Source organism: Pseudomonas benzenivorans (assembly GCF_033547155.1).
In the GTDB taxonomy this organism is placed as follows: domain Bacteria; phylum Pseudomonadota; class Gammaproteobacteria; order Pseudomonadales; family Pseudomonadaceae; genus Aquipseudomonas; species Aquipseudomonas benzenivorans_B.
The window spans coordinates 2,194,942-2,219,030 of the sequence record NZ_CP137892.1 but is presented as its reverse complement, the minus strand read 5'-3'; the positions used below and the strand labels follow the sequence as shown (position 1 = coordinate 2,219,030).

Genomic DNA, 24,089 nt, shown 5'->3' with positions numbered 1-24,089 from the left:
TTGTCATGGGTTATGACTTGCCACAGGCGACTCTACCGTCGCCGTCTATTTACGTTGACGTTAACGTAAGCAAGCCGTTGCAGGCTGTCCATAACCTTTTCGTCGAATGCCGCACGAAGAGCGACCACTCCTCTGACGCTCACGCAACCGGAGCGTGACCGCGCTAGCACTCTGGAGAATCGGGGCTATGCTGACCAGCTCAATTGGGACCATAGTGCATCAAGCCTGCCTCGCGCGCCTTTCCAACCCGGTTGGACTGGGCGATCGACGCGGGTCTGGTGGTACCAGGCAATTGAGTATGGCAATACCCGCAACACCAGGAAGTGAAAGGACCACGAGGCGACAACACACCTCGGGCGTACACAGGGATGTGCAGTCCGCAGACAGGGCATCAGCCCTTGCATTCGCGAGAGTTCGGTCGAGGCAGAAGCCGCGCCGGACTCTGCAGGCGCCACAAGCACGCTGCAGAACATCCTTATTTGGTCAGGAACCAACACGGCCGTAATCCGCGGCCGCGTTACCCACCTACTACAGGGGATATGCAAACGTGAATCCTATCCGCACTCGCACTACCCGTGCACTGCGCATCCATGCGCTGGCTACCGCCTGCGCATTGGCGATGGTTGCACCTACAGCCTTCGCCGCACCGGACGTCGGTGCCGCGCGCATCAACACCAGCATGCTCAAGGAAGGCAAGACCTACGACCGCTTCATCGTCAAGTACCGCAGCGGCAGCAGCGAACTGGCCAGCAGCAGCATGCGCGCCCAGGCCCTGAACCAGGCCGGCATGCTGCAGGGCCTGGGCGTCGGCCATCTGCGGCGCACCTCGGTCGGCGCCGATGTCATCAAATCCGCCCGCAAGCTCGACCGCGCCGGCGCCGAGGCCCTGATGCAACAGATCGCCGCCAACCCCAACGTCGAATACGTCGAGGTGGACGCCCTGCTCAAGCCGGTATTCACCCCGAACGACGCGCGTTACAACGAGCAGTGGCACTACTACGAGGCCACCGCCGGGATCAACGCCCCCACCGCCTGGGATCGTTCCACCGGCAGCGGCGTGGTGGTCGCCGTGCTGGATACCGGGATCACCGACCACCCGGATCTCAACGGTAACGTCATCGCCGGCTACGACATGATCTCCGACACCACGGTGGCCAACGACGGCGACGGCCGCGATGCCGACCCCTCCGACCCGGGCGACTGGACCACCGGCCAGTGCGACGAACCCAGCGACTCCAGCTGGCACGGCACCCATGTCGCCGGCACCATAGCGGCCGTCACCAACAACGGCCTCGGCGTGGCAGGCGTGGCCTATGGCGCGAAGATCATGCCGGTGCGTGTGCTCGGCACCTGTGGCGGCTACACCTCCGACATCGCCGACGGCATCGTCTGGGCCTCCGGCGGCAGCGTCAGCGGCGTGCCGAATAACCGCACCCCGGCCCAGGTCATCAACATGAGCCTGGGCGGCGGCGGCAGCTGCAGCCTCACCACGCAGAACGCCATCAACGGTGCGGTGAGCCGTGGCACCAGCGTGGTGGTGGCCGCGGGCAACAGCAACGCCAACGCGGCCAACTTCAACCCGGCCAACTGCAACAACGTCATCACGGTGGCGGCCACCACCCGTAGCGGCTCGCGTTCGAGCTTCTCCAACTACGGTTCGGTGGTCGATGTGGCCGCTCCGGGCTCTGGCATCCTGTCCACGCTCAACAGCGGCACCACCACTCCGGGGAGCGCCAGCTACGCCGCCTACAACGGCACCTCCATGGCCGCGCCCCACGTCGCCGGGGTGGTGGCCCTGATGCAGGCAGCCGCCCCCAAGACCCCGGCGCAGGTGGAGAGCAACCTGAAAAGCAGTACCCGCCCCTTGCCCGGCAGCTGCTCGGGGGGCTGTGGCACCGGCATAGTCGATGCCAGCGCGGCACTCGACGCTCAGCTCGGTAGCCCGCCGGTCAACAACGATACCCTGTTCAATGGCCAGCCGATCAACGGCCTGTCCGGTAGCAAGGGCTCCAGCAAGACGTACAGCATCACGGTTCCGGCGGGCGTTTCCAGTCTGAGTTTCACCCTGTCCGGCGGTAGCGGCGATGCCGACCTGTATGTGCGTTTCGGCTCGGCTCCGAGCACCGGCAGCTATGACTGCCGTCCCTACCTGAACGGCAATAACGAAACCTGCACCTTCAACGCCCCGCAAGCGGGCACCTACCACGTGATGGTGCGTGGTTATTCCAGCTACTCCAGCGCCAGCCTGGTAGCACGCTACTAGGCTCAGGCGCCTCCCCTTGCCCCCGCCGTCTGTTCGGGGGCTTTTTTACCGCCACAGCGCGGCCTGTCCGCTCCGTCCAGCACCTCTTTCCAGCCGCCACCGCCGCTGGTCAGTGTCCGCTCGTCGCAATGTGAAGGCAGTCGCAGTCCAGGGTTCCAGCGCTATGCCGATAAGCAGAAGCGACTCCATAGTGCGCCGCGTCGGCTCACCCAGCTGAGCCCACTATGACGCCCCTCGAGTCTCGCCCCAACAGGCTCGGAGATAGGTGCAGCAGGATCGCGACGGCCCCAGGTCGTCGCCCCCGCACAGGGACGCGCAGTCCGTTAACTAGGAACAGGACCTCTTGACTTCGCAATCGCCCGGCATCGCCTGACCGTGAACCGGCACCCCCTGCAAGCGCTGGAAGCACTCTGCAGTAGTTCCCTTAATCGGGGTCGCAGCCTGCGGCCCTTAACCATGCCTATAGGGGTTGCACCAGTGTTTTCTACTCAGACTCGTACCCGTCGAACGCTTCGCGTCCATGCATTGGCTGCCGCCTGTGCCCTGGTCATCGCAGCGCCCATGACCTTTTCCGCGCCCGGCAGCGACGCCGCCCGCATCAACGCCAGCATGCTCAAGGAAGGCAAGAGCTACGACCGTTTCATCGTCAAGTACCGCAGCGGCAGTGGCGAGCAGGCCAGCAGCAGCCTGCGCGCCCAGGCCCTGAACCGGGCTGGACTGCGTCGCGGCTTGGCCATCGGCCACTTGCGACGTACCGCAGTCGGCGCCGACGTCATCAGATCCGTACGCAAGCTCGACCGTCTGGAGGCCACCGCCTTGCTGCAGGAACTGGCGAACAACCCCAGCGTCGAGTACGTCGAGGTCGACGCCCTGCTCCAGCCGGTCTACACCCCGAACGATTCGCGCTACAACGAGCAGTGGCACTACTACGAGCCCACCGGTGGCATCAACCTGCCTACGGCCTGGGATCGCTCCACCGGCAGCGGTGCGGTGGTTGCCGTGCTGGACACCGGCATCACCCATCACCCGGACCTCAACGGCAACATCATCGCCGGCTACGACATGATCGCCGACACCACGGTGGCCAACGACGGCGACGGCCGCGACGCCGACCCCAGCGATCCGGGCGACTGGACCAGCGGCCAGTGCGGCACGCCGAAGAACTCCAGCTGGCACGGCACCCATGTCGCCGGCACAGTCGCGGCCCTCACCAACAACATAGAAGGCGTTGCCGGTGTGGCCTATAACGCCAAGATCATGCCGGTGCGCGTGCTCGGCACCTGCGGCGGCTACACCTCGGACATCGCCGACGGCATCATCTGGGCGTCCGGCGGCAGCGTCAGCGGCGTGCCGATGACCAGCACCCCGGCCCAGGTGATCAACATGAGCCTGGGCGGCAGCGGCGCCTGCAGCCTCACCACGCAGAACGCCATCGACAGCGCGGTCAGCCGCGGCACCACCGTGGTGGTGGCAGCCGGTAACAGCAACGCCAACGCGGCCAATTTCACCCCGGCCAACTGCAACAACGTCATCGCGGTGGCGGCCACCACCCGCAGCGGCGCCCGCGCGAGCTTCTCCAACTACGGCCCGGTGGTCGATGTGGCCGCGCCGGGCGCAAGCATCCTGTCTCTCCTCAACACCGGCACTACCGTGCCGGGCGCGCCCTCCTATGCCTACTACAACGGCACCTCCATGGCCGCGCCCCACGTCGCCGGGGTCGTAGCACTGATGCAGGCGGCCAAGCCGCAGCTGCCGGCGCAAGTGGAAAGCAACCTCAAGAGCACCGCTCGGCCGCTACCCGTGGCCTGCGCGGAAGGCTGTGGCAGCGGTATAGTCGACGCCCGCGCGGCGGTGGATGTGCAGGCCGGACCGCCCGCAGTCAACCAGGACAACCTGTTCAACGGTGTCCCCGTCACCGGCCTGTCCGGCGGCAGACGATCGATGAAGTCCTACAGCATCACCCTGCCGGCCGGCGCCAGCCGCCTGACCATCAGCCTCTCCGGCGGCACGGGCAATGCCGACCTCTACGTGCGCTACGGTGCCGCGCCGACCAGTTCCAGTTACGACTGCCGTCCGCGGCGCAGCAACAACAACGAAAGCTGCGCCTTCAGTGCCCCCCAGGCCGGTACCTACTATGTAGTGGTAAGCGGTGCGTCCAGCTATAGCGGGGCGACATTGGTGGCGCGTTACTAAGCCACAACCCCCTCCGCTTTCCCGCCAGCTGATCTGGCGGGGTGTGGGCAGCTCTAGGACCTACGCCCTGGAGCTGCCTTCTTATTCGTGTCCCCTCGGCCCGTGCCGCCCTACTCCCCCGTCGCCCCCCGCATCCCATCCTGCTGCCCCGTGCGACTAACGGCCGAACACGCCCGTTGACTAAATCCAATTTCAGCTTTACGTTAACGTAAAGGTAAATCAACGAGACCCCGCCATGGCTGCGACCTACAGCATCTCCGACCTGGCCCGCGAGCTGGACATCACCACCCGCGCCATTCGCTTCTACGAGGAGCAAGGCATGCTCAGCCCGGAGCGGCGCGGCCAGGAGCGCATCTACAGCGCCAAGGACAAGGTGACCCTCAAGCTGATCCTGCGCGGCAAGCGCATCGGTTTCTCCCTGGCCGAGTGCAAGGAGTTGATCGAGCTGTACGACCCGAGCCACGGCAACCGCAAGCAGCTGGAGACCTTCATGGACAAGATCGCCGAGCGCCGTGACCAGTTGCAGCAGCAGCTGCTGGACATTCAACAAATGCAGCTGGAATTGGATACAGCCGAGGAGCGCTGCCTGATCGCGCTGGCTGAAACAGATAAAAAACAAAGCGTTAACTCCTGAACTCAAAGCTAACAATCACAGGTGGAACCATGAGCTATCCGTCCCTCAACTTCGCCCTGGGCGAGACCATCGACATGCTGCGCGAGCAGGTCCAGGCCTTCGTCGCCGCCGAGCTGGCGCCGCGCGCCGCCGCCATCGACAGCGACAACCTGTTCCCCGCCGACATGTGGAAGAAGTTCGGCGAGATGGGCCTGCTCGGTGTCACCGTGTCCGAGGAGTACGGCGGCGCGGGGCTGGGGTACCTGGCTCACGTGGTCGCCATCGAGGAGATCAGCCGCGCCTCGGCCTCGGTCGGCCTGTCCTACGGCGCCCACTCCAACCTGTGCGTCAACCAGATCAACCGCAACGGCACGGCCGCGCAGAAGGCCAGGTACCTGCCCAAGCTGATCAGCGGCGAGCACGTCGGCGCCCTGGCCATGAGCGAGCCCAACGCCGGCTCCGACGTGGTATCGATGAAGCTGCGCGCCGAGCGCCGCGGCGACCGCTTCGTGCTCAACGGCTCCAAGACCTGGATCACCAACGGCCCGGACGCCAACACCTACGTGATCTACGCCAAGACCGACCTGGACAGGGGCGCCCACGGCATCACCGCCTTTATCGTCGAGCGCGACTGGAAGGGTTTTTCCCGCGGCAACAAGTTCGACAAGCTGGGCATGCGCGGCTCCAACACCTGCGAGCTGTTCTTCGATGACGTCGAGGTGCCGGAGGAGAACATCCTCGGCGTGGAGAACGGCGGCGTGAAGGTGCTGATGAGCGGCCTGGACTACGAGCGCGTGGTCCTGGCCGGCGGTCCGATCGGCATCATGCAGGCCTGCCTGGACGTGGTGGTGCCCTATATCCACGACCGCAAGCAGTTCGGCCAGAGCATCGGCGAGTTCCAGCTGATCCAGGGCAAGGTCGCCGACATGTACACCCAGCTCAACGCCAGCCGCGCCTACCTCTATGCCGTGGCCCAGGCCTGCGACCGCGGCGAGACCACCCGCAAGGATGCCGCCGGGGTGATCCTCTACAGCGCCGAGCGCGCCACCCAGATGGCCCTGGAGGCGATCCAGATCCTCGGCGGCAACGGCTACATCAACGAGTTCCCCACCGGCCGCCTGCTGCGCGACGCCAAGCTCTACGAGATCGGCGCCGGCACCAGCGAGATTCGCCGCATGCTGATCGGCCGCGAGCTGTTCAACGAGACCAAGTGACCCGTAGGGTGTGCGGGGCCGCCGAGGCCGCGCGCACCGCAACCAGGGCAACGGTGCGCACGGCGCACCCTACAGGAAGCGCACATGACCATCCTGCATAGCCAGATCAATACCCGTTCGCCGGAGTTCGCCGCCAACAGCGCAGCCATGCTCGAGCAGGTGGGCGCCCTGCGCAGCCTGCTGGCGCGCATCCACGAAGGCGGCGGCGAGAAGGCCCAGCACCGCCACACTTCGCGCGGCAAGTTGCTGCCGCGCGAGCGCATCAACCGCCTGCTCGACCTCGGCTCGCCCTTCCTCGAGATCGGCCAGCTGGCCGCCCACGAGGTGTACGGCGAAGAGGTGCCGGCGGCCGGCGTGATCGCCGGCATCGGCCGGGTCGAGGGCATCGAGTGCATGATCGTGGCCAACGACGCCACGGTGAAGGGCGGCAGCTACTACCCGCTGACCGTGAAGAAGCACCTGCGCGCCCAGGCCATCGCCCAGCAGAACCGCCTGCCCTGCATCTACCTGGTGGACTCCGGCGGCGCCAACCTGCCGCGCCAGGACGAGGTGTTCCCCGACCGCGAGCACTTCGGGCGGATTTTCTTCAACCAGGCCAACATGTCCGCCATGGGCATTCCGCAGATCGCCGTGGTCATGGGTTCCTGCACCGCCGGCGGCGCCTATGTGCCGGCCATGGCGGACGAGGCGATCATGGTGCGCAACCAGGCCACCATCTTCCTCGCCGGCCCGCCACTGGTGAAGGCCGCCACCGGCGAGGTGGTCAGTGCCGAGGAGCTGGGCGGCGCCGACGTGCATTGCAAGACCTCGGGGGTCGCCGACCACTACGCCGACAACGACGAGCACGCCCTGGCCCTGGCCCGGCGCAGCATCGCCAACCTCAACTGGCGCAAGCAGGGCGTGCTCAACAACCGCGAGCCGATCGCCCCGCTGTACGACGCCGAGGAGCTCTACGGAATCATTCCGGCGGACGCCAAGCAGCCCTTCGACGTGCGCGAGGTGATCGCGCGCCTGGTCGACGGCTCGGTGTTCGACGAATTCAAGGCGCTGTTCGGCGCCACCCTGGTCTGCGGCTTCGCCCATATCCAGGGTTACCCGGTGGCGATCCTCGCCAACAACGGCATCCTTTTCGCCGAATCGGCGCAGAAAGGCGCGCACTTCATCGAGCTGGCCTGCCAGCGCGGCATCCCCCTGCTGTTCCTGCAGAACATCACCGGTTTCATGGTCGGACAAAAATATGAAGCGGGAGGGATTGCCAAGCATGGCGCCAAGCTGGTCAACGCGGTGGCCTGCGCCAAGGTGCCGAAGTTCACCGTGATCATCGGCGGCAGCTTCGGCGCCGGCAACTACGGCATGTGCGGCCGCGCCTACGACCCACGCTTCCTGTGGATGTGGCCGAACGCGCGGATCGGCGTGATGGGCGCCGAACAGGCCGCCGGCGTGCTGGTCCAGGTCAAGCACGAGCAGGCGGCGCGCGCCGGCCACGCCTTCTCCGCCGATGAGGAAGCCAAGCTCAAGCAGCCGATCCTCGAGCAGTACGAGCGCCAGGGCCACCCCTACTACTCCAGCGCGCGGCTGTGGGACGACGGCGTCATCGACCCGGCGCAGACCCGCGAAGTGCTCGGCCTGGCGCTGTCCGCCAGCCTCAATGCGCCCATCGAGCCGAGCACCTTCGGCGTGTTCCGCATGTAAGCCAGGGATTCGACCATGACCGACTTCAACACCCTACAACTCGAGAAAGACCCGCGCGGCTTCGCCACCCTCTGGCTGAACCGTCCGGAGAAGAACAACGCCTTCAACGCGCAGATGATCCGCGAGCTGATCCTCGCCCTGGACGCGATCAAGGATGACAAGGGCCTGCGCTTCCTGCTGCTGCGCGGACGCGGCAAGCATTTTTCCGCCGGCGCGGACCTGGCCTGGATGCAGGTCTCGGCGGCGCTGGATTACAACGCCAACCTGAACGATGCCCGCGAGCTGGCCGAATTGATGTACAACCTGCACCGCCTGCCGATTCCCACCCTGGCAGTGGTTCAGGGCGCGGCCTTCGGCGGCGCCGTCGGTCTGGTGAGTTGCTGCGACATGGCCATCGGCACGACGGACGCGCTGTTCAGCCTGTCCGAGGTGCGCATCGGCCTGGCTCCGGCGGTGATCAGCCCCTTCGTGGTACAGGCCATGGGCGAGCGGGCCGCCCGCCGCTATGCCCTGACCGCCGAACGCTTCGACGGAAAACGGGCCCGCGAGCTGGGCCTGCTGGCCGAGAGCTACCCGGCCGACGAGCTGGACGGCGCGGTCGAGCAGTGGATCGCCAACCTACTGCAGAACAGCCCCCAGGCCATGCAGGCCACCAAGGACCTGCTGCGCGAAGTCGGCAGCGGCGTGCTGACCCCGGCCCTGCGCCGCTACACCGAGAACGCCATCGCCCGCATCCGCGTCAGCGCCGAGGGCCAGGAGGGCCTCAATGCCTTCCTCACTAAACGCCAACCCGCCTGGCAGGAGCCGCACGCATGAGCACCCATATCGACACATTGCTGGTGGCCAACCGCGGCGAGATCGCCTGCCGGGTGATGCGCACCGCCAAGGCCATGGGCCTGAAAACCGTGGCGGTGCACAGCGCCATCGACGCCAGCGCCCGCCACGTGCGCGAGGCGGACATCGCCATCGATCTGGGCGGCGCCAAGCCGGCCGACAGCTACCTGCGCATAGACGCTCTAATAGCGGCGGCCAAGGCCAGCGGCGCCCAGGCCATTCACCCGGGCTACGGCTTCCTCTCCGAAAACGCCGGCTTCGCCCGCGCCATCGAAGCCGCCGGGCTGGTGTTCCTCGGCCCGCCAGCCAGCGCCATCGATGCCATGGGCAGCAAGTCGGCGGCCAAGGCCCTGATGGAGGCCGCTGGCGTGCCCCTGGTGCCCGGCTACCACGGCGAAGCCCAGGACCTGGAGACCTTCCGCGCCGCCGCCGAGGTGATCGGCTACCCGGTGCTGCTCAAGGCCGCCGCCGGCGGTGGCGGCAAGGGCATGAAGGTGGTCGAACGCGAGGCCGATTTGGCCGAGGCCCTGGCCAGCGCCCAGCGCGAGGCGCAGTCGTCGTTCGGCGACGCGCGCATGCTGGTGGAGAAATACGTGCTCAAGCCGCGCCACGTGGAGATCCAGGTGTTCGCCGACCAGCACGGCCACTGCCTGTACCTCAACGAGCGCGACTGCTCGATCCAGCGCCGCCACCAGAAGGTGGTCGAGGAGGCGCCGGCACCGGGCCTGACCCCGGAGCTGCGCCGCGCCATGGGCGAGGCGGCGGTCAAGGCCGCCCAGGCCATCGGCTATGTCGGCGCCGGTACCGTGGAGTTCCTGCTGGACGAGCGCGGCGATTTCTTCTTTATGGAGATGAACACCCGCCTGCAGGTCGAACACCCGGTCACCGAGGCCATCACCGGCCTGGATCTGGTCGCCTGGCAGATTCGCGTGGCCCGGGGCGAGGCGCTGCCTCTGACCCAGGAACAGGTGCCGCTGACCGGCCACGCCATCGAGGTACGCCTGTACGCCGAGGACCCGGATAACGACTTCCTGCCCTCCACCGGCACCCTGTCCCTATATCGCGAGGCCCAGTCGGGCCCGGGCCGCCGAGTCGACAGCGGCGTGGCCGAGAACGACGAGGTGTCGCCCTTCTACGATCCCATGCTCGGCAAGCTGATCGCCTGGGGCGACAACCGCGAGGAGGCGCGCCTGCGCCTGCTGGCCATGCTCGACGAGACGGCCGTCGGCGGGGTCAGGACCAACCTGACCTTCCTGCGCCGCGTGCTGGCCCATCCGGCCTTCGCCGAGGCCGAGCTGGATACCGGCTTCATTCCGCGTCACGAAGCCCAGCTGCTGCCGGCCGCCGACACACTGCCGGCCGAGTTCTGGCAGCTGGCCGGCGAAGCCTTGGTACAGAGCGAGCCACTGCGACGCAAGCACGAGGACTACCACTCGCCCTGGAGCGCCACCGCGGGCTGGCGTGCCGGCCTGCCGCGCGAAATCGACCTGCACCTGGCCTGCAACGGCGAAAGCCAGGTGGTGCGCCTGCGCCACGCGGCCGCCAGTAGCGTCCGCCTTGAGGGCGAGTGGTTGCAGGTCGAGCAGGACGGCCTGCGCCGCCAGCACCTGGCGGTACGCCGCGGCGACAGCCTGTACCTGGAGTTCCAGGGCGAGCTGCACTGCATCAGCCGGGTCGACCCGATCGCCGAGGCCGAGGCCAGTCACGCCCACCATGGCGGCCTGACCGCGCCGATGAACGGCAGCATCGTCCGCGTACTGGTCGAGGCCGGCCAGGCGGTCGAGGCCGGCACCGCCCTGGTGGTGTTGGAGGCGATGAAAATGGAGCACAGCATCCGCGCGCCCCATGCCGGCACGGTCAAGGCGCTGTACTGCGGCGAAGGCGAGATGGTCGCCGAGGGCAGCGTGCTGGTGGAGCTGGACGAGGGCTGATTGCCGCCCGTAGCCCGTAGGGTGGACAACGCGAAGCTTGTCCACCGACATCCGGGACTCGATAACGAGAGACGGCGGAAAACGCTTTGCGGTTATCCGCGGGGTGGCCATCCACCCCACGCCTGCACCATTGCCCCGCCGGTGCGCACGGCGCACCCTAGGGCAAACCCTGATAGCAACGAGGAACCCCGATGAGCTTGCCTACCTCCGTCCGCCTGGTCGAAGTCGGCCCCCGCGACGGCCTGCAGAACGAGAAACAACCGATCAGCGTGGCCGACAAGGTGCGCCTGGTCGACGACCTGACCGCAGCCGGCCTGAGCTATATCGAGGTCGGCAGCTTCGTCTCGCCCAAGTGGGTGCCGCAGATGGCCGGCAGCGCCGAGGTGTTCGCCGGCATCCAGCAGCGCCCGAACGTCACCTATGCGGCGCTGACGCCCAACATGAAGGGCTTCGAGGCCGCCGTCGAGGCGGGCGTGAAGGAAGTGGCGGTATTCGCCGCAGCCTCCGAGGCCTTCTCGCAGAAGAATATCAACTGTTCCATCGGCGAGAGCCTGCAGCGCTTTCTGCCGTTGCTCGATGCCGCCCGGCAGCAGGGCGTCCGCGTGCGCGGCTATGTCTCCTGCGTGCTCGGTTGCCCCTACGACGGATTCATTGCCCCCGAACAGGTCGCCCGCGTGGCCCGCGACCTGTTCGCCATGGGCTGCTACGAGGTGTCCCTGGGCGACACCATAGGCACCGGGACCGCCGGCGATACCCGCCGGCTGATCGAGGTGGTCGCCCGCGACATTCCCCGCGACAAGCTGGCCGGGCACTTCCACGATACCTACGGCCAGGCCCTGGCGAACATCTACGCCAGCCTGCTGGAAGGCGTCAGTGTGTTCGACAGTTCGGTCGCCGGCCTGGGCGGTTGCCCCTACGCCAAGGGCGCCACCGGCAATGTCGCCACCGAGGACGTGCTGTACCTACTCGACGGCCTGGGCATCGCCACCGACGTCGACCTGCAGCGGCTGATCGCCGCCGGCCAGCGCATCTGCAGCGTGCTGGGCAAGGAAAACGGTTCGCGGGTGGCCCGCGCCCGGCTGGCCGGCGCCTGATCGGGCCAGAGGCGTCAGCCATGCTTTACGGGCTGTAAAGCGCCAGCGCCAGGCGCGGCGCAGAGGCGATCCGGCCGGTGCACAGGCTCTACAACGGCGGCCAGGTCGGCAGCCGAGTAAAAAGAGTCGCTGGCGTTCAAGGCCCGCGGCGAACGCTAGGCTAGCGTGCCACCGGTCAGGTTCGATGGCCTGGCACAACAAGAATGAAGATGAGGAGTCGCCATGCAACAACCCCTGTGGGCCCCTTCGGCCGAGCGTATCGCCGCCACCCGGATGGATGCCTTCCGCCGCTTCGTCAACCAGCGCCACGGCCTCGAACTGGCCGACTACCCGGCGCTGTACGACTGGAGCGTGGCGCAGCGCGAAGCCTTCTGGCAGGCCGTGGTCGACTTCTTCGAGATCCGCTTCAGCCAGGCGCCCCAAGCCGTGCTGCAGGAAGGCCCGGCCATGCCCAGCGCCCACTGGTTCCCGGGCGCCAGGCTCAACTTCGCCGAGCACCTGCTGCGTCGCCGCGACGCCCAGCCGGCGCTGGTCGCCATCGGCGAGGACGGCAGCCGCGAACAGCTGAGCTATGCCGAGCTGGCCGCCCATGTCGCCGGCCTGCAGCGAAGCCTCGAGGCCGCCGGGGTCGGCGTCGGCGACCGGGTCGCGGCCTTCATGCCCAACACCTGGCAGACGGTGGTCGGCATGCTCGCCGCCACCAGCCTGGGCGCCACCTGGTCGAGTTGCTCGCCCGACTTCGGCACCCAGGGGGTGATCGACCGCTTCGGCCAGATCGAGCCCAAGGTGCTGATCGCCGCCGCCGGCTACCGTTATGCCGGCAAGAACCTCGACCTCACCGGCAAGCTCAACGAAATCCTCGAACGCCTGCCGTCGCTGCAACAGCTGGTCGTCGTGCCCTACTCGCGGGCGCAGGCCAAGGCCGAGGACTTCACCACCGACGCCCCCGTCGCGCTGTGGGACGCCTTCTATCAGGCCGGCGGCGAGCCGCAGTTCACCCCGCTGCCCTTCGACCACCCGCTGTACATCCTCTACTCCAGCGGCACCACCGGCGTGCCCAAGTGCATCGTCCACGGTACCGGCGGCGTGCTGCTGCAGCACGTCAAGGAGCTGGGCCTGCACACCGACCTGCACGACGATGACTGCCTGTTCTACTACACCACCTGCGGCTGGATGATGTGGAACTGGCTGGTTTCCGGCCTGGCCCTGGGCGCCACCCTGGTGCTGTTCGACGGCTCGCCCTTCCACCCTGCAGCCTCCCGCCTGATCGACCTGATCGACGCCGAGGACATCAGCATCTTCGGCACCAGCGCCAAGTACCTCGCGGCCCTGGAGAAGGCCGGCGCCCGGCCGGGCAGCAGCCACCGGCTGCAACGGCTCAAGGCCATCCTCTCGACCGGCTCGCCGTTGTCCCACGAGAGCTTCGAGTACGTCTACCGCGAGATCAAGGCGGACCTGTGCCTGTCGTCTATCTCCGGCGGCACCGACATCGTCTCCTGCTTCGCCCTCGGCAACCCGGTGCTGCCGGTGTGGCGCGGCGAGCTGCAATGCAAGGGCCTGGGCATGGACGTGCAGGTATGGAACGACGCTGGCCAGCGGGTGCTGGGCGAGAAAGGCGAGCTGGTCTGCGCCCGCCACTTCACCTCCATGCCGGTGGGCTTCTGGAACGACGAAGACGGCGCCAAGTTCCAGGCCGCCTACTTCGATACCTTCCCCGGCATCTGGGCCCACGGCGACTACGCCGAGGAGACCGAGCACGGCGGCCTGGTGATCCACGGCCGCTCCGACGCGGTGCTCAACCCGGGCGGGGTGCGCATCGGCACCGCCGAGATCTACCGCCAGGTGGAGAAGGTCGAGGAGGTGCTCGAATCCATCGCCATCGGCCAGGAGTGGGACGACGACGTGCGCGTGGTGCTGTTCGTGCGCCTGCGCGAAGGCGTCGCGCTGACCGACGACCTGCAGGCGCGCATCCGCCAGGTGATCCGCGCCAACACCACCCCGCGCCACGTGCCGGCCAAGATCATCGCCGTGGCCGACATCCCGCGCACCATCAGCGGCAAGATAGTCGAGCTTGCCGTGCGCAACGTGGTGCACGGCAAGCCGGTGAAGAACACCGACGCCCTGGCCAACCCCCAGGCGCTGGAACTGTACCGGGACCTGCCCGAGCTGCAGGACTGACAGCCGCTGTCCGCCCTGCGGCCCGGAAAGTTCGGGCCCAGGGCGCTCGCCAGGAGACCGGCCAACGGCGGCTCAGGCGATGGACAGGCCGGGCGGGATCGCCTAGCGTCGGCTGATGAGCGTGCGTGACGGCAAGCGCCCGCTCGCATTCGATTCAGCCAGGCACAATGGAGGCAGAGCGTGCACGAACCCGACTACCGCATCCGAACCATGAGCCGCGCGGAACTCGATATCGCCATCGACTGGGCGGCGGCGGAAGGCTGGAATCCGGGCCTGCACGACGCCGACAGCTACTACGCGGCCGACCCCGATGGCTTTCTGATCGGCCTGCTCGGCGATGAGCCCATCGCCGTCATCTCGGTGGTGAAGTACGGCGCCGGCTTCGGTTTTCTCGGTTTCTACATCGTCAAACCAGAGTATCGGGGCCAGGGCTATGGCCTGCAGATCTGGAATGCCGGCCTGGCCTACCTCGCCGGCCGCACCATCGGCCTGGACGGCGTGGTCACGCAGCAGGACAACTACCGCAAGTCGGGCTTCGCCCTGGCCCATGCCAACGTGCGTTACCAGGGCGTCGCGGGCGATGAGCAGTGTAACGACGCCGATATCGTGCCCCTGACCGGCCTGCCCTTCGCCGACCTGTGCGCCTACGACCGGGCGTTCTTCCCCGAGAGCCGTGCCGCCTTCCTTCAGCGCTGGATCGCCCAGCCCGAGAGCACGGCGCTCGGCATCCTGCACGACCGACAACTGGCCGGCTATGCCGTGCTCCGCCGGTGCCGGGCCGGCTACAAGGTCGGCCCGTTGTTCGCCGACAGCGCGCCGCTGGCCGAGCGGCTGTTTCGCGCGCTCAAGGCCTGTGCGCCGGCGGGGGCGGATATCTTCCTGGACGTCCCGGCGAACCATGCCGCGGCGGTTGACATGGCGCAGCGCCACGGCATGACGGTATCCTTCGAGACGGCCCGCATGTACCGGGGAGCCGCCCCGGCCATGCCCATCGAACGCATTTTCGGCATCACCAGCTTCGAACTCGGATAGAGGCTACGGAAACGCCTGTATCCGGCTACAGAACGGGAGTAACAGCATCATGGATGAAACGCGGCCCCGCACCTACCAACTGGCCCAGGTCAATATCGCCAGAGCCCTGGCGCCGCTCGATTCGCCGACCATGCAGGGCTTCGTCGAGCAGCTCGACCCCATTAATCGGCTGGCCGAAGCCAGCCCGGGCTTCGTCTGGCGGCTGCAGACCGAGGAAGGCGACGCCACGGCGCTCAGGGTCTTCGCCGACGAGCGGATCATCGTCAACCTGTCGGTCTGGGACTCGCTCGAAGCCTTGCAGGACTTCGTCTACGGCAGCGCCCACCTGAACCTGCTGAGAAACAAGAAGCAGTGGTTCGAGAAACCCAGCGAACCCATCCTGGCACTGTGGTGGGTGCCGAGCGGACATATCCCCAGCATCGAAGAGGCCAAGCAGGCCCTGGCGACGCTCAGGGCGCAGGGCCCTTCGCCATCGGCCTTCAGCTTTGCCTCCCCCTTTGCACAACCCGGAAAGCCAACGGCGAAGCACCAATTGCAGTCCTGAGCAGTAATCCCCCATATCCCTGACAGGAGACAAGCAAGACATGGAAGTTGACTGCCAATCCCTCACCCAGGTGCGGGCCCATATCGACCGCCTCGACCGCCAACTGGTTGCCCTGCTGGCCGAACGCGGCGCCTTCGTCGCCCAGGCCGCACGCTTCAAGAGCGACACGGATGAGGTCAGGGCACCGCAACGGGTCGAGCAGGTGATCGCCAAGGTACGCGAACTGTCACGCGAGCTGGGTGCCGACCCGGAGGTTACCGAGCAGGTCTACCGGAGCATGATCGCCGCCTTTATCCGCGCCGAGCTCGCCGAGCACGCGGCCCTGGCCCAGCGCCCGACTGAACCGCAATAACCCCCAGGCAACAGCCCACAAGGCATCTCAGCATCGAAGAGGCCCTGGCGACGCTCAATACATAGGGCCCATCGGTCAAAGCCTTTAGTTTCAACCAGTCGTATCTGGTGCCACAGCAAGCAGCGCAGCAGTAAAACTGAGCCTTACCTTATCGAGTGTAATGAACGACAACTGATTCAGCCGGCCCTGGGCCAAGGAGAGAGTATGCAACTGATAGGAATGTTGGATTCGCCCTATGTGCGCCGTGTCGCGGTCTCATTGCAGCTGCTCAAGCTGCCCTTCGAACACCGACCTGTCTCGGTCTTTCGCCACTTCGAGCAATTTCGCCAGATCAACCCGGTGGTGAAAGCGCCTTCGCTGGTTTGCGCCGACGGCTCCGTACTGATGGATTCCACGCTCATCCTTGATTACGCGGAAAGCCTGGCCGATGGGGGCAATTCGCTGATGCCCAGCGCTCCAGACAAGCGTCTCGAGACCCTGCGGGTCATGGGCTTGGCGCTTGCCGCCTGCGAGAAGAGCGTGCAAGTCGTCTACGAGCGCAACCTGCGTCCGGCGGACAAACAGCACGCCCCCTGGATAGACCGAATCACCGATCAGTTGCTGTGGGCCTATGCAACCTTGGAGACAGAGCTGAAACGCACCCCGCTGGAGGTCGAGCGTCATAACATCAATCAGGCTGGCGTCACCGCGGCGGTCGCCTGGTTCTTCACTCAGGCGATGCTGCCTGAGCTTGTCAGAGCCTCGGACTTCCCAACCCTGCAACAACTCTCAAATGCCGCCGAAACCTTGGAGGCGTTCGCCGCCGCCCCCCATGGCCCCGGTACCTATCAGGCCAAGGGATAGACTCAAGGTTCTATCGGCCCACCCGAGCCTCTATACCCAGGACAACAGCCCACAAGGAGCCCCAGCATGGCTGGACAGTACCCCGACAAGATCAAGACCCTGCCCCTGTACGACGGCCGCTTCGATGCCTACAAGCTCGCGGCCGAGGGTAGCGATGTGCTCTTCGCCTCCTACCCCGCCGGCACCCGCATCCCGGCCCACGCTCATGACACCGACAACTATGGCGTGATCACCCGCGGCGCGCTGATCCTGACGATGCAGGGTTCGACCACCACCTACGGGGTCGGCGATTGGTATCACGTGCCGGCCGGCGCCGAACATGCCGCCGAGTTCGCCGAAGATACCGACGAGATCGAGTTCTGGTTCCGGCCCTCGGTCTGACTCCTCGGGCCCTGTGAAGCCGGCGCCGCGCAGGGGCCCGCTGGCACGCTGTCGACTAGTCCGGCAGGTAGGGGCGAATCACGCCCAGCGCCCGCTCGACGAACGGCTGCTTCTCGCCCACCGGCGCCACGTAGTGCAGCGCCTCGGCGCAGGCTGCCTCCCCGGCCAGCTTGGCGATGACCCAGGCGGCCAGGTAAGGCGACGACAGGCAGCCACCGGCGGTGGCCAGGTTGCCCCGGGCATGGAAGGGCTGATCCAGTACCTGCACGCCCGCCTCCGCGACCCAGGGTTTGCTGGTCAGGTCCGTGCAGGCCGGCAGGCCATCCAGCAGCCCCAGCTTGGCCATGAGCAAGGCTCCCGAACACTGGGCGCCGATCAACTGGCGTTGCGGGTCGAGGCGCAGGCGCTCGAGGATGGCGGGGTCTTCGGCAATCGCTCGGGTCCGGATGCCACTGCCGAACAGCACGACATCGGCCTGGTTGGCGAACTCCAGGGGCTGTTGGGCCTGCACCTGTACCCCGTTCATCGAGACGACCTGGGCATCTGGACAGGTGATCTGCGCCTGCCAGCCCTGGCCGCGCAGGCGGTTGAGCAGTCCAGCCACGACGAAGGAGTCCAGTTCGTTGAATCCCTCGAATGTCAGCACGGCAATTTGCATCACGACTCTCCCGGTCGACCCAGTGGCACTGGCTTAGATCGGGACCATAAGCCGTCTCGGCATGAGAGATCATGCACAGTGAAGGTGAACTTTCCCGGTACAGCTGCTGCGCAGGGCGATCGCCCGGAGGCGGCTCAGCCGGCTTCTGCTCCTAGATCCCCGTCCGCCCCGGGTCCTCGGGCGGCGAATCTTCCTCGATCGCCTCCAGTTTCAGCTCCAGCCCCCAGTCGCCCTTCTCGCTCGCCGCGGCAGGCGTCGCAGCGGCCTTCTCGGCCACGGGGGTCGGGCTCGGCGTGACCGGGTTATCCCGGTACAGCTTGAGCTTGAGGCGCACGTTGTTCGCCGAATCGGCGTTCTTCACCGCCTCTTCCTCGTCGATGGCGCCCTCGTGGACCAGGTCGATCAGCGCCTGGTCGAAGGTTTGCATGCCGAGGTTCTTCGACTTCTCCATGATCTCCTTGAGCTCGGAAAACTCGTTGCGTTTGATCAGGTCGCGCACCGTCGGCGTGCCGAGCATCACCTCCACCGCGGCGCGGCGCTTGCCGTCGGCGGTCTTGACCAGGCGCTGGGAGACGAAGGCCTTGAGGTTGTTGCCCAGGTCGTTGAGCAGCTGCGGGCGGCGCTCTTCCGGGAAGAAGTTGATGATGCGGTCCAGCGCCTGGTTGGCGTTGTTGGCATGCAGGGTGGAGATGGCCAGGTGGCCGGTGTCGGCGAAGGCCAGGGCGTGCTCCATGGTCTCGCGGTCGCGGATCTCGCCGATCAGGATCACGTCCGGCGCCTGGCGCAGGGTGTTCTTCAGCGCGGCGTGGAAGCTGCGGGTGTCGACCCCGACCTCGCGCTGGTTGATGATCGACTTCTTGTGCCGGTGCACGTACTCCACCGGGTCCTCGATGGTGATGATATGACCGCCGCTGTTGCGGTTGCGGTAGTCGATCAACGCCGCCAGGGAGGTGGACTTGCCCGAACCGGTGCCGCCGACGAACAGTACCAGGCCGCGCTTCTCCATCACGGTCTTGAGCAACACCTCGGGCAGCTTGAGGTCCTCGAACTTGGGGATCTCCATCTTGATGTTGCGCGCGACGATCGAGACTTCGTTGCGCTGCTTGAAGATATTGATGCGGAAGCGGCCGATCCCGGCCAGGGAAATCGCCAGGTTCATCTCCAGTTCGCGCTCGAATTCCTCGCGCTGCGCGCTGTCCATGATCGACTCGGCCACCTGCGCCACATCGCCGGACTTCAACGGCTCCTGACCGAGGGCCTTGAGCACGCCGTTGAACTTCGCACAGGGTGGCGCACCGGTGGACAGGTAGAGATCGGAACCGTCCTGGCTGGCCAGGATTTTCAGCAGCGAATGAAGGTCCATGGGCGGAGGCTTCCGTTGGGTGGAATCAATACGTTAGGCCAGAATCGGCCGAGATTCCCGGCGACACAAATGTCTTGCGGTTGACGCCATTCTGCTGGCGCGGCGAGAGCTGGCACAATAGGCGCCCCGAGGAAATGAGGAACCCGTCATGGCAAAGGCAATGGCCCGCCACATCCTGGTCAAGACCGAAGCCGAGGCGGCCGCGCTGAAAAAGCGCCTCGCCGCCGGCGAGGCCTTCGATGTGCTGGCGCGCAAATACTCCACCTGCCCATCGGGCAAGCGCGGCGGCGACCTCGGCGAGGTGCGTCCGGGGCAGATGGTGCGGGTGATCGACCAGATCATCTTCAAGAAGGCGCTGCGCGAGGTACACGGCCCGGTGAAGAGTCAGTTCGGCTATCACCTGGTGCAGGTGTTCTACCGCGACTGAGCCTGACGATTGCCGCTGGCCTGGACGATGCGCTGCGCCGGCACCCGCAGCTGGGTCAGCAGGTACTCGGCGAAGGCCGGGGAGTAGCGCTGCCGGGCGATGGCCTGCGCCATGCAACCGAGCCAAGCCTCGGCATGGGCCTCATCGATCGACCACTGCGCATGGAAGGCGGGAATCGCGATGGCGCCGTACTTCTCCTGATACAGCCGCGGGCCGCCGAGCCAGCCGCTGAGAAAGCAGGCCAGCTTGTCCCGGGCCTGCTCCAGACTCTGCGGGTGCATACGGCGGATATCCACCGCCACGGCCGACTCGTCCATGATCCGGTAGAAGTCGTCAACCAGGCGGCGCAGCCCTTCTATCCCCCCTGCGGCCTGGTAAGAAGCATCGCCTACGCCGAATCGAGCCGTACTGCTCACAGGTCATCCCCCGCTCAAAAGCGTCATTGTACCCTCAGCCCAGGAATATGCCGGCGGCTAGACGGATGGGCGAGCCCGGCGGTTGAATCGAGGCACGGGCACAAGCAGAATACTGGACATAAATCCAGCCAAGCAGCCCATGCCAACCGCCCTCCCCGCCGACTTCTACTACCTGAGCAACTTCCAGTCGGCCCTCGCCTGGATAGGCGAACGCTATCGCGACCTGCTGAGCGACGCGGAGCAGGCCTTTATCGCCCAGTTCGCCGAACTGGAGCTGGCCGCCCAGGCCCTGCTGGTGCGCCTGCTCATGCGCAAGGGGCCGCACTTTCGCGCCAGCAAGCTGAGCTATGCCGAGATCGGCGCTATTCGGGCCCCGGCGGCGCGGCTGATGGCCCTTGGCTGGCTGAACGACGATGCGCCGCTGGCCGCCGCCGAGGTCGTCGCCTTGCTGCGTAAGGACGAGGCGCTCGCCCACCTGCCGCTGGCCGAGCGGCGCGCCTCGCAGAACAAGGGCCAGCTGCACGATCAGCTGCTGGCGGCGAATCTCCAGCCGCAGCCCTTCGCACGTTGGTGCCCAACTCTCGCAGACAGCCTGTACAGCCTGACGATAAGCGATCTGTGCCAGCGCCTGCGCCTGCTGTTCTTCGGCAACCTGAGCCAAGACTGGTCGGAGTTCGTCCTCGCCGACCTGGGCGTGTTGCGCTACGAAGCCGTGGCCATCACCCCGGACTCGCGGGCATTCCGCTGCCGTGAAGACCTGGAGCATTACCTGTTTCTGCGCGAACTGCGCCTGCGTTTCGAGGCCGGGGAGGCTATCGACGCCCTGCTGGCGGACCTGGAAACCTTCGCCTCGGCCAACCCCTACCTGCAGTCGCGCCACGCCAAGCTGTTGTACCGGATCGCCCAGCACCAGGAGCGGCAGGCCGAGCTGGAGCAGGCCCTGGACCTCTATCGGCGCTCGGACTACGGCGAGGCCCGCTGGCGCCAGATCCGCGTGCTGGAAAAACTCGAGCGCCATGCCGAGGCCCGTGACCTGGCCCTGCAGGTCGGCGCCGCGCCACGCCACGAGCAGGAGGCCCAGCAGGTGCAACGGGCCTTGCCGCGCCTGCAACGCAAGCTGGGACTGCCGGCGGCCAAGCGCCGAGCCGCAGTAGCGGAGACACGCCTCGAGCTCTGCCTGGATCGGCCCGAAGCCGGCGGCGTCGAATATGCGGTACGCGAGCACCTGCATCACGACGATGCCCCCGTGTATTACGTGGAGAACGGCCTGATCTGCAGCCTGTTCGGCCTGCTGTGCTGGGAAGCCATCTTCGCCCCCCTGCCCGGGGCCTTCTTCCACCCGTTCCAGGGCGGCCCGGCGGACCTGCTCAGCCCGGACTTTCACGCCCGGCGCGAGGCGCTGTTCGCCCGCTGCCTGGCGCGCCTGGAGTCGGACGAGTACCGGCAGCACATCCGCGCCCTGTACCGGGCCAAGTTCGGCACCCAGTCGCCCTTCGTATACTGGGGCCTGCTCGGCGAGGAACTGCTGGAACAGGCGCTGGCCTGCATCCCGGCTGCGCACCTGAAGCTCTGCTGCCAGCGCCTGCTGCGCGATATCAGGGCCAACCGCGCCGGCATGCCCGACCTGATCCAGTTCTACCCGGGCGAACAGCGCTACCGCATGATCGAGGTGAAGGGCCCCGGCGATCGTCTGCAGGACAACCAGAAGCGCTGGCTCACCTTCTGCGCCGAGCAGGGCCTGCCGGTCGAGGTCTGCTACGTGCAGTGGACCCGGCCATGAGCTATGCGGTGGCGGTACGCACCCTCTGCGAGTTCACCGCCAAGGAAGGCGACCTGGACCTGCGTTTCACCCCTTCGCCCTCGGCCCAGGAGGGCATGGCCGGGCACCAGACCGTGGTCAGCCGCCGTGGCCCGGACTATAGGGCCGAACTGCCCCTGGCCGGCGCCTTCCCCGGCCTGCTGGTCAGCGGCCGGGCCGACGGCTACGACCCCGAGGCCAACCTGCTGGAAGAGATCAAGACCCACCGCGGCGACGTGACGCGCATTCCGCAGAACCATCGCCTGCTGCACTGGGCCCAGGTCAAGGTCTACGGCTGGCTGCTGTGCCTGAACTACGAGCTCGATGCAGTCGAGCTGGCGGTGGTGTATTTCAATGTCGTGACCCAGCAGGAAACGGTCTTTAGCGAGCACTTCGGCGCCGCCGAGCTGAGGGCCTTCTTCGACCTGCAGTGCCGCCGCTTCATCGCCTGGGCCGAGCAGGAGGGCCTGCACCGCCGCGAGCGCGACCACAGCCTGGAACGCCTGCGTTTTCCCTACCCCGCGTTCCGTCATGGCCAGCGCCAACTGGCCGAGAGCGTCTTCCGTTCGGCTCGGGACGGCCACACCCTGCTGGCCCAGGCCACCACCGGCATCGGCAAGACGCTCGGCACCCTGTTCCCCCAGCTCAAGGCCTTTCCCGCGCAGAAGCTCGACCGCCTGTTCTTTCTCACGGCCAAGACCCCGGGCCGGCGCCTGGCCCTGGACGCCCTGGCCAGCTTGCGCAGGCAGGAGGAGCAGATGCCGCTGCGGGTGCTCGAGCACGTGGCCCGGGACAAGGCCTGCGAACACCCGGACAAGTCCTGCCATGGCGAGTCCTGCCCGCTGGCCAAGGGCTTCTACGATCGCCTGGCCGCCGCCCGCCAGGCCGCCGTCGAGCGCCGCTGGCTGACCCAGCAGGACGTGCGCCAGGTGGCCCTGGCCCATCAGATCTGCCCCTACTACCTGAGCCAGGAACTGTGCCACTGGGCCGACGTGGTGGTCTGCGATTACAACTACTACTTCGACCTCGGCGCCCTGCTCTACGGCCTGACCCTGCAGTACGACTGGCGCATCACCCTGCTGGTCGACGAGGCCCATAACCTGGTCGAGCGCGGCCGCGGCATGTACACCGCCGAGCTGATCCAGGACGACTTCCACGCCCTGTGCACCGCCGCCCCCGCCCGCCTGAAGGGCGCCCTGGAGCGCGTCGCCCGGCACTGGCACCGGCTGCATCAGGATCAAGCGCTGCCCTACCAGATCTACCCCGCCCTGCCCGACCTGTTCGTCGCGGCGCTGAACAAGGCGGTGGGCGCGATCAAGGACCACCTGACCGATCAGCCCAGCAACAACGAGCGCTCGCTGCTGCAGTTCTACCTGGACGCCTCGCTGTTCTGCCGCCTGGCCGAGGCCTACGGGCCCCACTCGCTGTTCGACATCACCCGCAACGATGCCCAGGGCACCTTCCCCAGCGCCGACCTGTGCCTGCGCAACGTGGTCCCCGCGGTGTTCCTCGCCGAGCGCTTCGCCACCGCCCATAGCACCACCCTGTTCTCCGCCACCCTGCAGCCCGCCGACTACTACCGCGACCTGCTCGGTCTGCCCGAAGAGACCCAGTGGCTGAACGTGGCCTCGCCCTTTTCCGCCGAGCAGCTGGACGTGCGCATCGTGCGCAACCTGTCGACCCGCTACCCGCACCGCGAATCCAGCCTCGCCCCCATCTGCCGCATCATGGCCGAGCAGTACCGCGCCAAACCGGGCAACTACCTGGCCTTCTTCAGCAGCTATGCCTACCTGCAGCAGGTGCTGGACCTGTTCAGGAGCCTGCATCCCGAGGTGCCGACCCTCCAGCAGTCGCGCAGCATGAACGAACTCAATCGCCAGGCCTTTCTCGATCGTTTCACCGAGCACTCCCGGGGGATCGGCTTCGCCGTGCTGGGCGGCGCCTTCGGCGAGGGCATCGACCTGCCGGGCAAGCGCCTGATCGGCGCCTTCATCGCCACCCTGGGCCTGCCGCAGGTCAACGAGATCAACGAAGAGATCAAGGCGCGCATGGAACAGATGTTCGGCAACGGCTACGACTACGCCTACCTCTACCCGGGGCTGCAGAAGGTGGTGCAGGCCGCCGGCCGGGTGATTCGCACCACCGAGGACGAGGGCGTGGTGTACCTGCTGGACGACCGCTTCGCCCAGCCACAGACCCGTCGACTGCTGCCGGACTGGTGGCAACTCACCACCGTCAGGCTGTGATTCGGCCGCAGCCGCAC

General features: G+C 66.8%; 20 protein-coding genes. 17 read left to right on the top strand and 3 right to left on the bottom strand.

Features of this window, described 5'->3' with window-relative positions; translation table 11 throughout:
• Positions 1 to 619: 619 nt before the first annotated feature.
• The 14 genes from SBP02_RS10100 (at position 620) to SBP02_RS10035 (ending at position 17,164) form a co-directional block, all read left to right on the top strand.
• Complete coding sequence (locus SBP02_RS10100) at positions 620 to 2,263, top strand: S8 family peptidase (RefSeq protein ID WP_318646257.1); 1,644 nt, start codon at positions 620 to 622, stop codon at positions 2,261 to 2,263.
• A 561-nt stretch (positions 2,264 to 2,824) separates the two neighbouring features.
• Complete coding sequence (locus SBP02_RS10095) at positions 2,825 to 4,456, top strand: S8 family peptidase (protein ID WP_318646256.1); 1,632 nt, start codon at positions 2,825 to 2,827, stop codon at positions 4,454 to 4,456.
• Between the two features lie 235 nt (positions 4,457 to 4,691).
• A complete protein-coding gene (locus SBP02_RS10090) occupies positions 4,692 to 5,090 on the top strand; it encodes a MerR family transcriptional regulator (protein ID WP_318646255.1) in 399 nt (132 codons plus the stop codon).
• A 29-nt stretch (positions 5,091 to 5,119) separates the two neighbouring features.
• Complete coding sequence (locus SBP02_RS10085) at positions 5,120 to 6,283, top strand: isovaleryl-CoA dehydrogenase (protein ID WP_318646254.1); 1,164 nt, start codon at positions 5,120 to 5,122, stop codon at positions 6,281 to 6,283.
• 84 nt (positions 6,284 to 6,367) lie between these two features.
• Positions 6,368 to 7,975 carry a carboxyl transferase domain-containing protein gene (locus SBP02_RS10080; protein WP_318646253.1) on the top strand — a complete coding sequence of 536 codons (1,608 nt, stop codon included), beginning with the start codon at positions 6,368 to 6,370 and terminating at the stop codon, positions 7,973 to 7,975.
• Between the two features lie 15 nt (positions 7,976 to 7,990).
• Complete coding sequence (locus SBP02_RS10075) at positions 7,991 to 8,791, top strand: gamma-carboxygeranoyl-CoA hydratase (protein WP_318646252.1); 801 nt, start codon at positions 7,991 to 7,993, stop codon at positions 8,789 to 8,791.
• On the top strand, positions 8,788 to 10,740 hold the full coding sequence (locus SBP02_RS10070) for an acetyl/propionyl/methylcrotonyl-CoA carboxylase subunit alpha (RefSeq protein WP_318646251.1): 1,953 nt from the start codon (positions 8,788 to 8,790) through the stop codon (positions 10,738 to 10,740). Before SBP02_RS10075 ends, SBP02_RS10070 begins: the two co-directional genes overlap by 4 nt.
• 191 nt (positions 10,741 to 10,931) lie before the next feature.
• Entirely contained in the window at positions 10,932 to 11,834 is a 903-nt protein-coding gene (locus SBP02_RS10065) for a hydroxymethylglutaryl-CoA lyase (protein WP_318646250.1), read from the top strand.
• 222 nt (positions 11,835 to 12,056) lie between these two features.
• Complete coding sequence (locus tag SBP02_RS10060; RefSeq protein WP_318646249.1) at positions 12,057 to 14,012, top strand: acetoacetate--CoA ligase; 1,956 nt, start codon at positions 12,057 to 12,059, stop codon at positions 14,010 to 14,012.
• Between the two features lie 180 nt (positions 14,013 to 14,192).
• Positions 14,193 to 15,044: a GNAT family N-acetyltransferase gene (locus tag SBP02_RS10055; RefSeq protein WP_318646248.1), complete on the top strand. Its 852-nt coding sequence runs from the start codon at positions 14,193 to 14,195 to the stop codon at positions 15,042 to 15,044.
• 49 nt (positions 15,045 to 15,093) lie between these two features.
• The gene (locus tag SBP02_RS10050) at positions 15,094 to 15,588 is read left to right on the top strand and encodes a DUF3291 domain-containing protein (RefSeq protein ID WP_318646247.1); all 495 of its coding nucleotides are present in this window, start codon (positions 15,094 to 15,096) and stop codon (positions 15,586 to 15,588) included.
• 40 nt (positions 15,589 to 15,628) lie between these two features.
• Complete coding sequence (locus SBP02_RS10045; RefSeq protein ID WP_318646246.1) at positions 15,629 to 15,940, top strand: chorismate mutase; 312 nt, start codon at positions 15,629 to 15,631, stop codon at positions 15,938 to 15,940.
• Between the two features lie 204 nt (positions 15,941 to 16,144).
• The gene (locus SBP02_RS10040) at positions 16,145 to 16,783 is read left to right on the top strand and encodes a glutathione S-transferase (RefSeq protein WP_318646245.1); all 639 of its coding nucleotides are present in this window, start codon (positions 16,145 to 16,147) and stop codon (positions 16,781 to 16,783) included.
• A 66-nt stretch (positions 16,784 to 16,849) separates the two neighbouring features.
• A complete protein-coding gene (locus tag SBP02_RS10035; protein WP_318646244.1) occupies positions 16,850 to 17,164 on the top strand; it encodes a cupin domain-containing protein in 315 nt (104 codons plus the stop codon).
• 55 nt (positions 17,165 to 17,219) lie between these two features.
• On the opposite strand, the gene SBP02_RS10030 is transcribed toward SBP02_RS10035, so the two are convergent.
• Together SBP02_RS10030 and SBP02_RS10025 are read right to left on the bottom strand one after the other, a co-directional pair.
• Complete coding sequence (locus SBP02_RS10030; RefSeq protein ID WP_318646243.1) at positions 17,220 to 17,822, bottom strand: DJ-1/PfpI family protein; 603 nt, start codon at positions 17,820 to 17,822, stop codon at positions 17,220 to 17,222.
• 151 nt (positions 17,823 to 17,973) lie between these two features.
• A complete protein-coding gene (locus tag SBP02_RS10025) occupies positions 17,974 to 19,185 on the bottom strand; it encodes a PilT/PilU family type 4a pilus ATPase (protein WP_318646242.1) in 1,212 nt (403 codons plus the stop codon).
• Between the two features lie 148 nt (positions 19,186 to 19,333).
• Between SBP02_RS10025 and SBP02_RS10020 the strand changes: the two genes are divergently transcribed.
• Positions 19,334 to 19,612: a peptidylprolyl isomerase gene (locus SBP02_RS10020; protein ID WP_318646241.1), complete on the top strand. Its 279-nt coding sequence runs from the start codon at positions 19,334 to 19,336 to the stop codon at positions 19,610 to 19,612.
• Here the strand turns inward: SBP02_RS10020 and SBP02_RS10015 are convergent.
• Entirely contained in the window at positions 19,600 to 20,028 is a 429-nt protein-coding gene (locus tag SBP02_RS10015) for a group II truncated hemoglobin (protein WP_318646240.1), read from the bottom strand. The two genes, SBP02_RS10020 and SBP02_RS10015, sit on opposite strands and share 13 nt — an antisense overlap.
• Before the next feature lie 139 nt (positions 20,029 to 20,167).
• Here SBP02_RS10015 and SBP02_RS10010 point away from each other — a divergent pair, with 139 nt between their 5' ends.
• Positions 20,168 to 21,808: a VRR-NUC domain-containing protein gene (locus SBP02_RS10010; protein WP_318646239.1), complete on the top strand. Its 1,641-nt coding sequence runs from the start codon at positions 20,168 to 20,170 to the stop codon at positions 21,806 to 21,808.
• The gene (locus SBP02_RS10005) at positions 21,805 to 24,072 is read left to right on the top strand and encodes an ATP-dependent DNA helicase (RefSeq protein WP_318646238.1); all 2,268 of its coding nucleotides are present in this window, start codon (positions 21,805 to 21,807) and stop codon (positions 24,070 to 24,072) included. The genes SBP02_RS10010 and SBP02_RS10005 overlap by 4 nt, the downstream gene beginning before the upstream one ends.
• Positions 24,073 to 24,089: the final 17 nt, after the last annotated feature.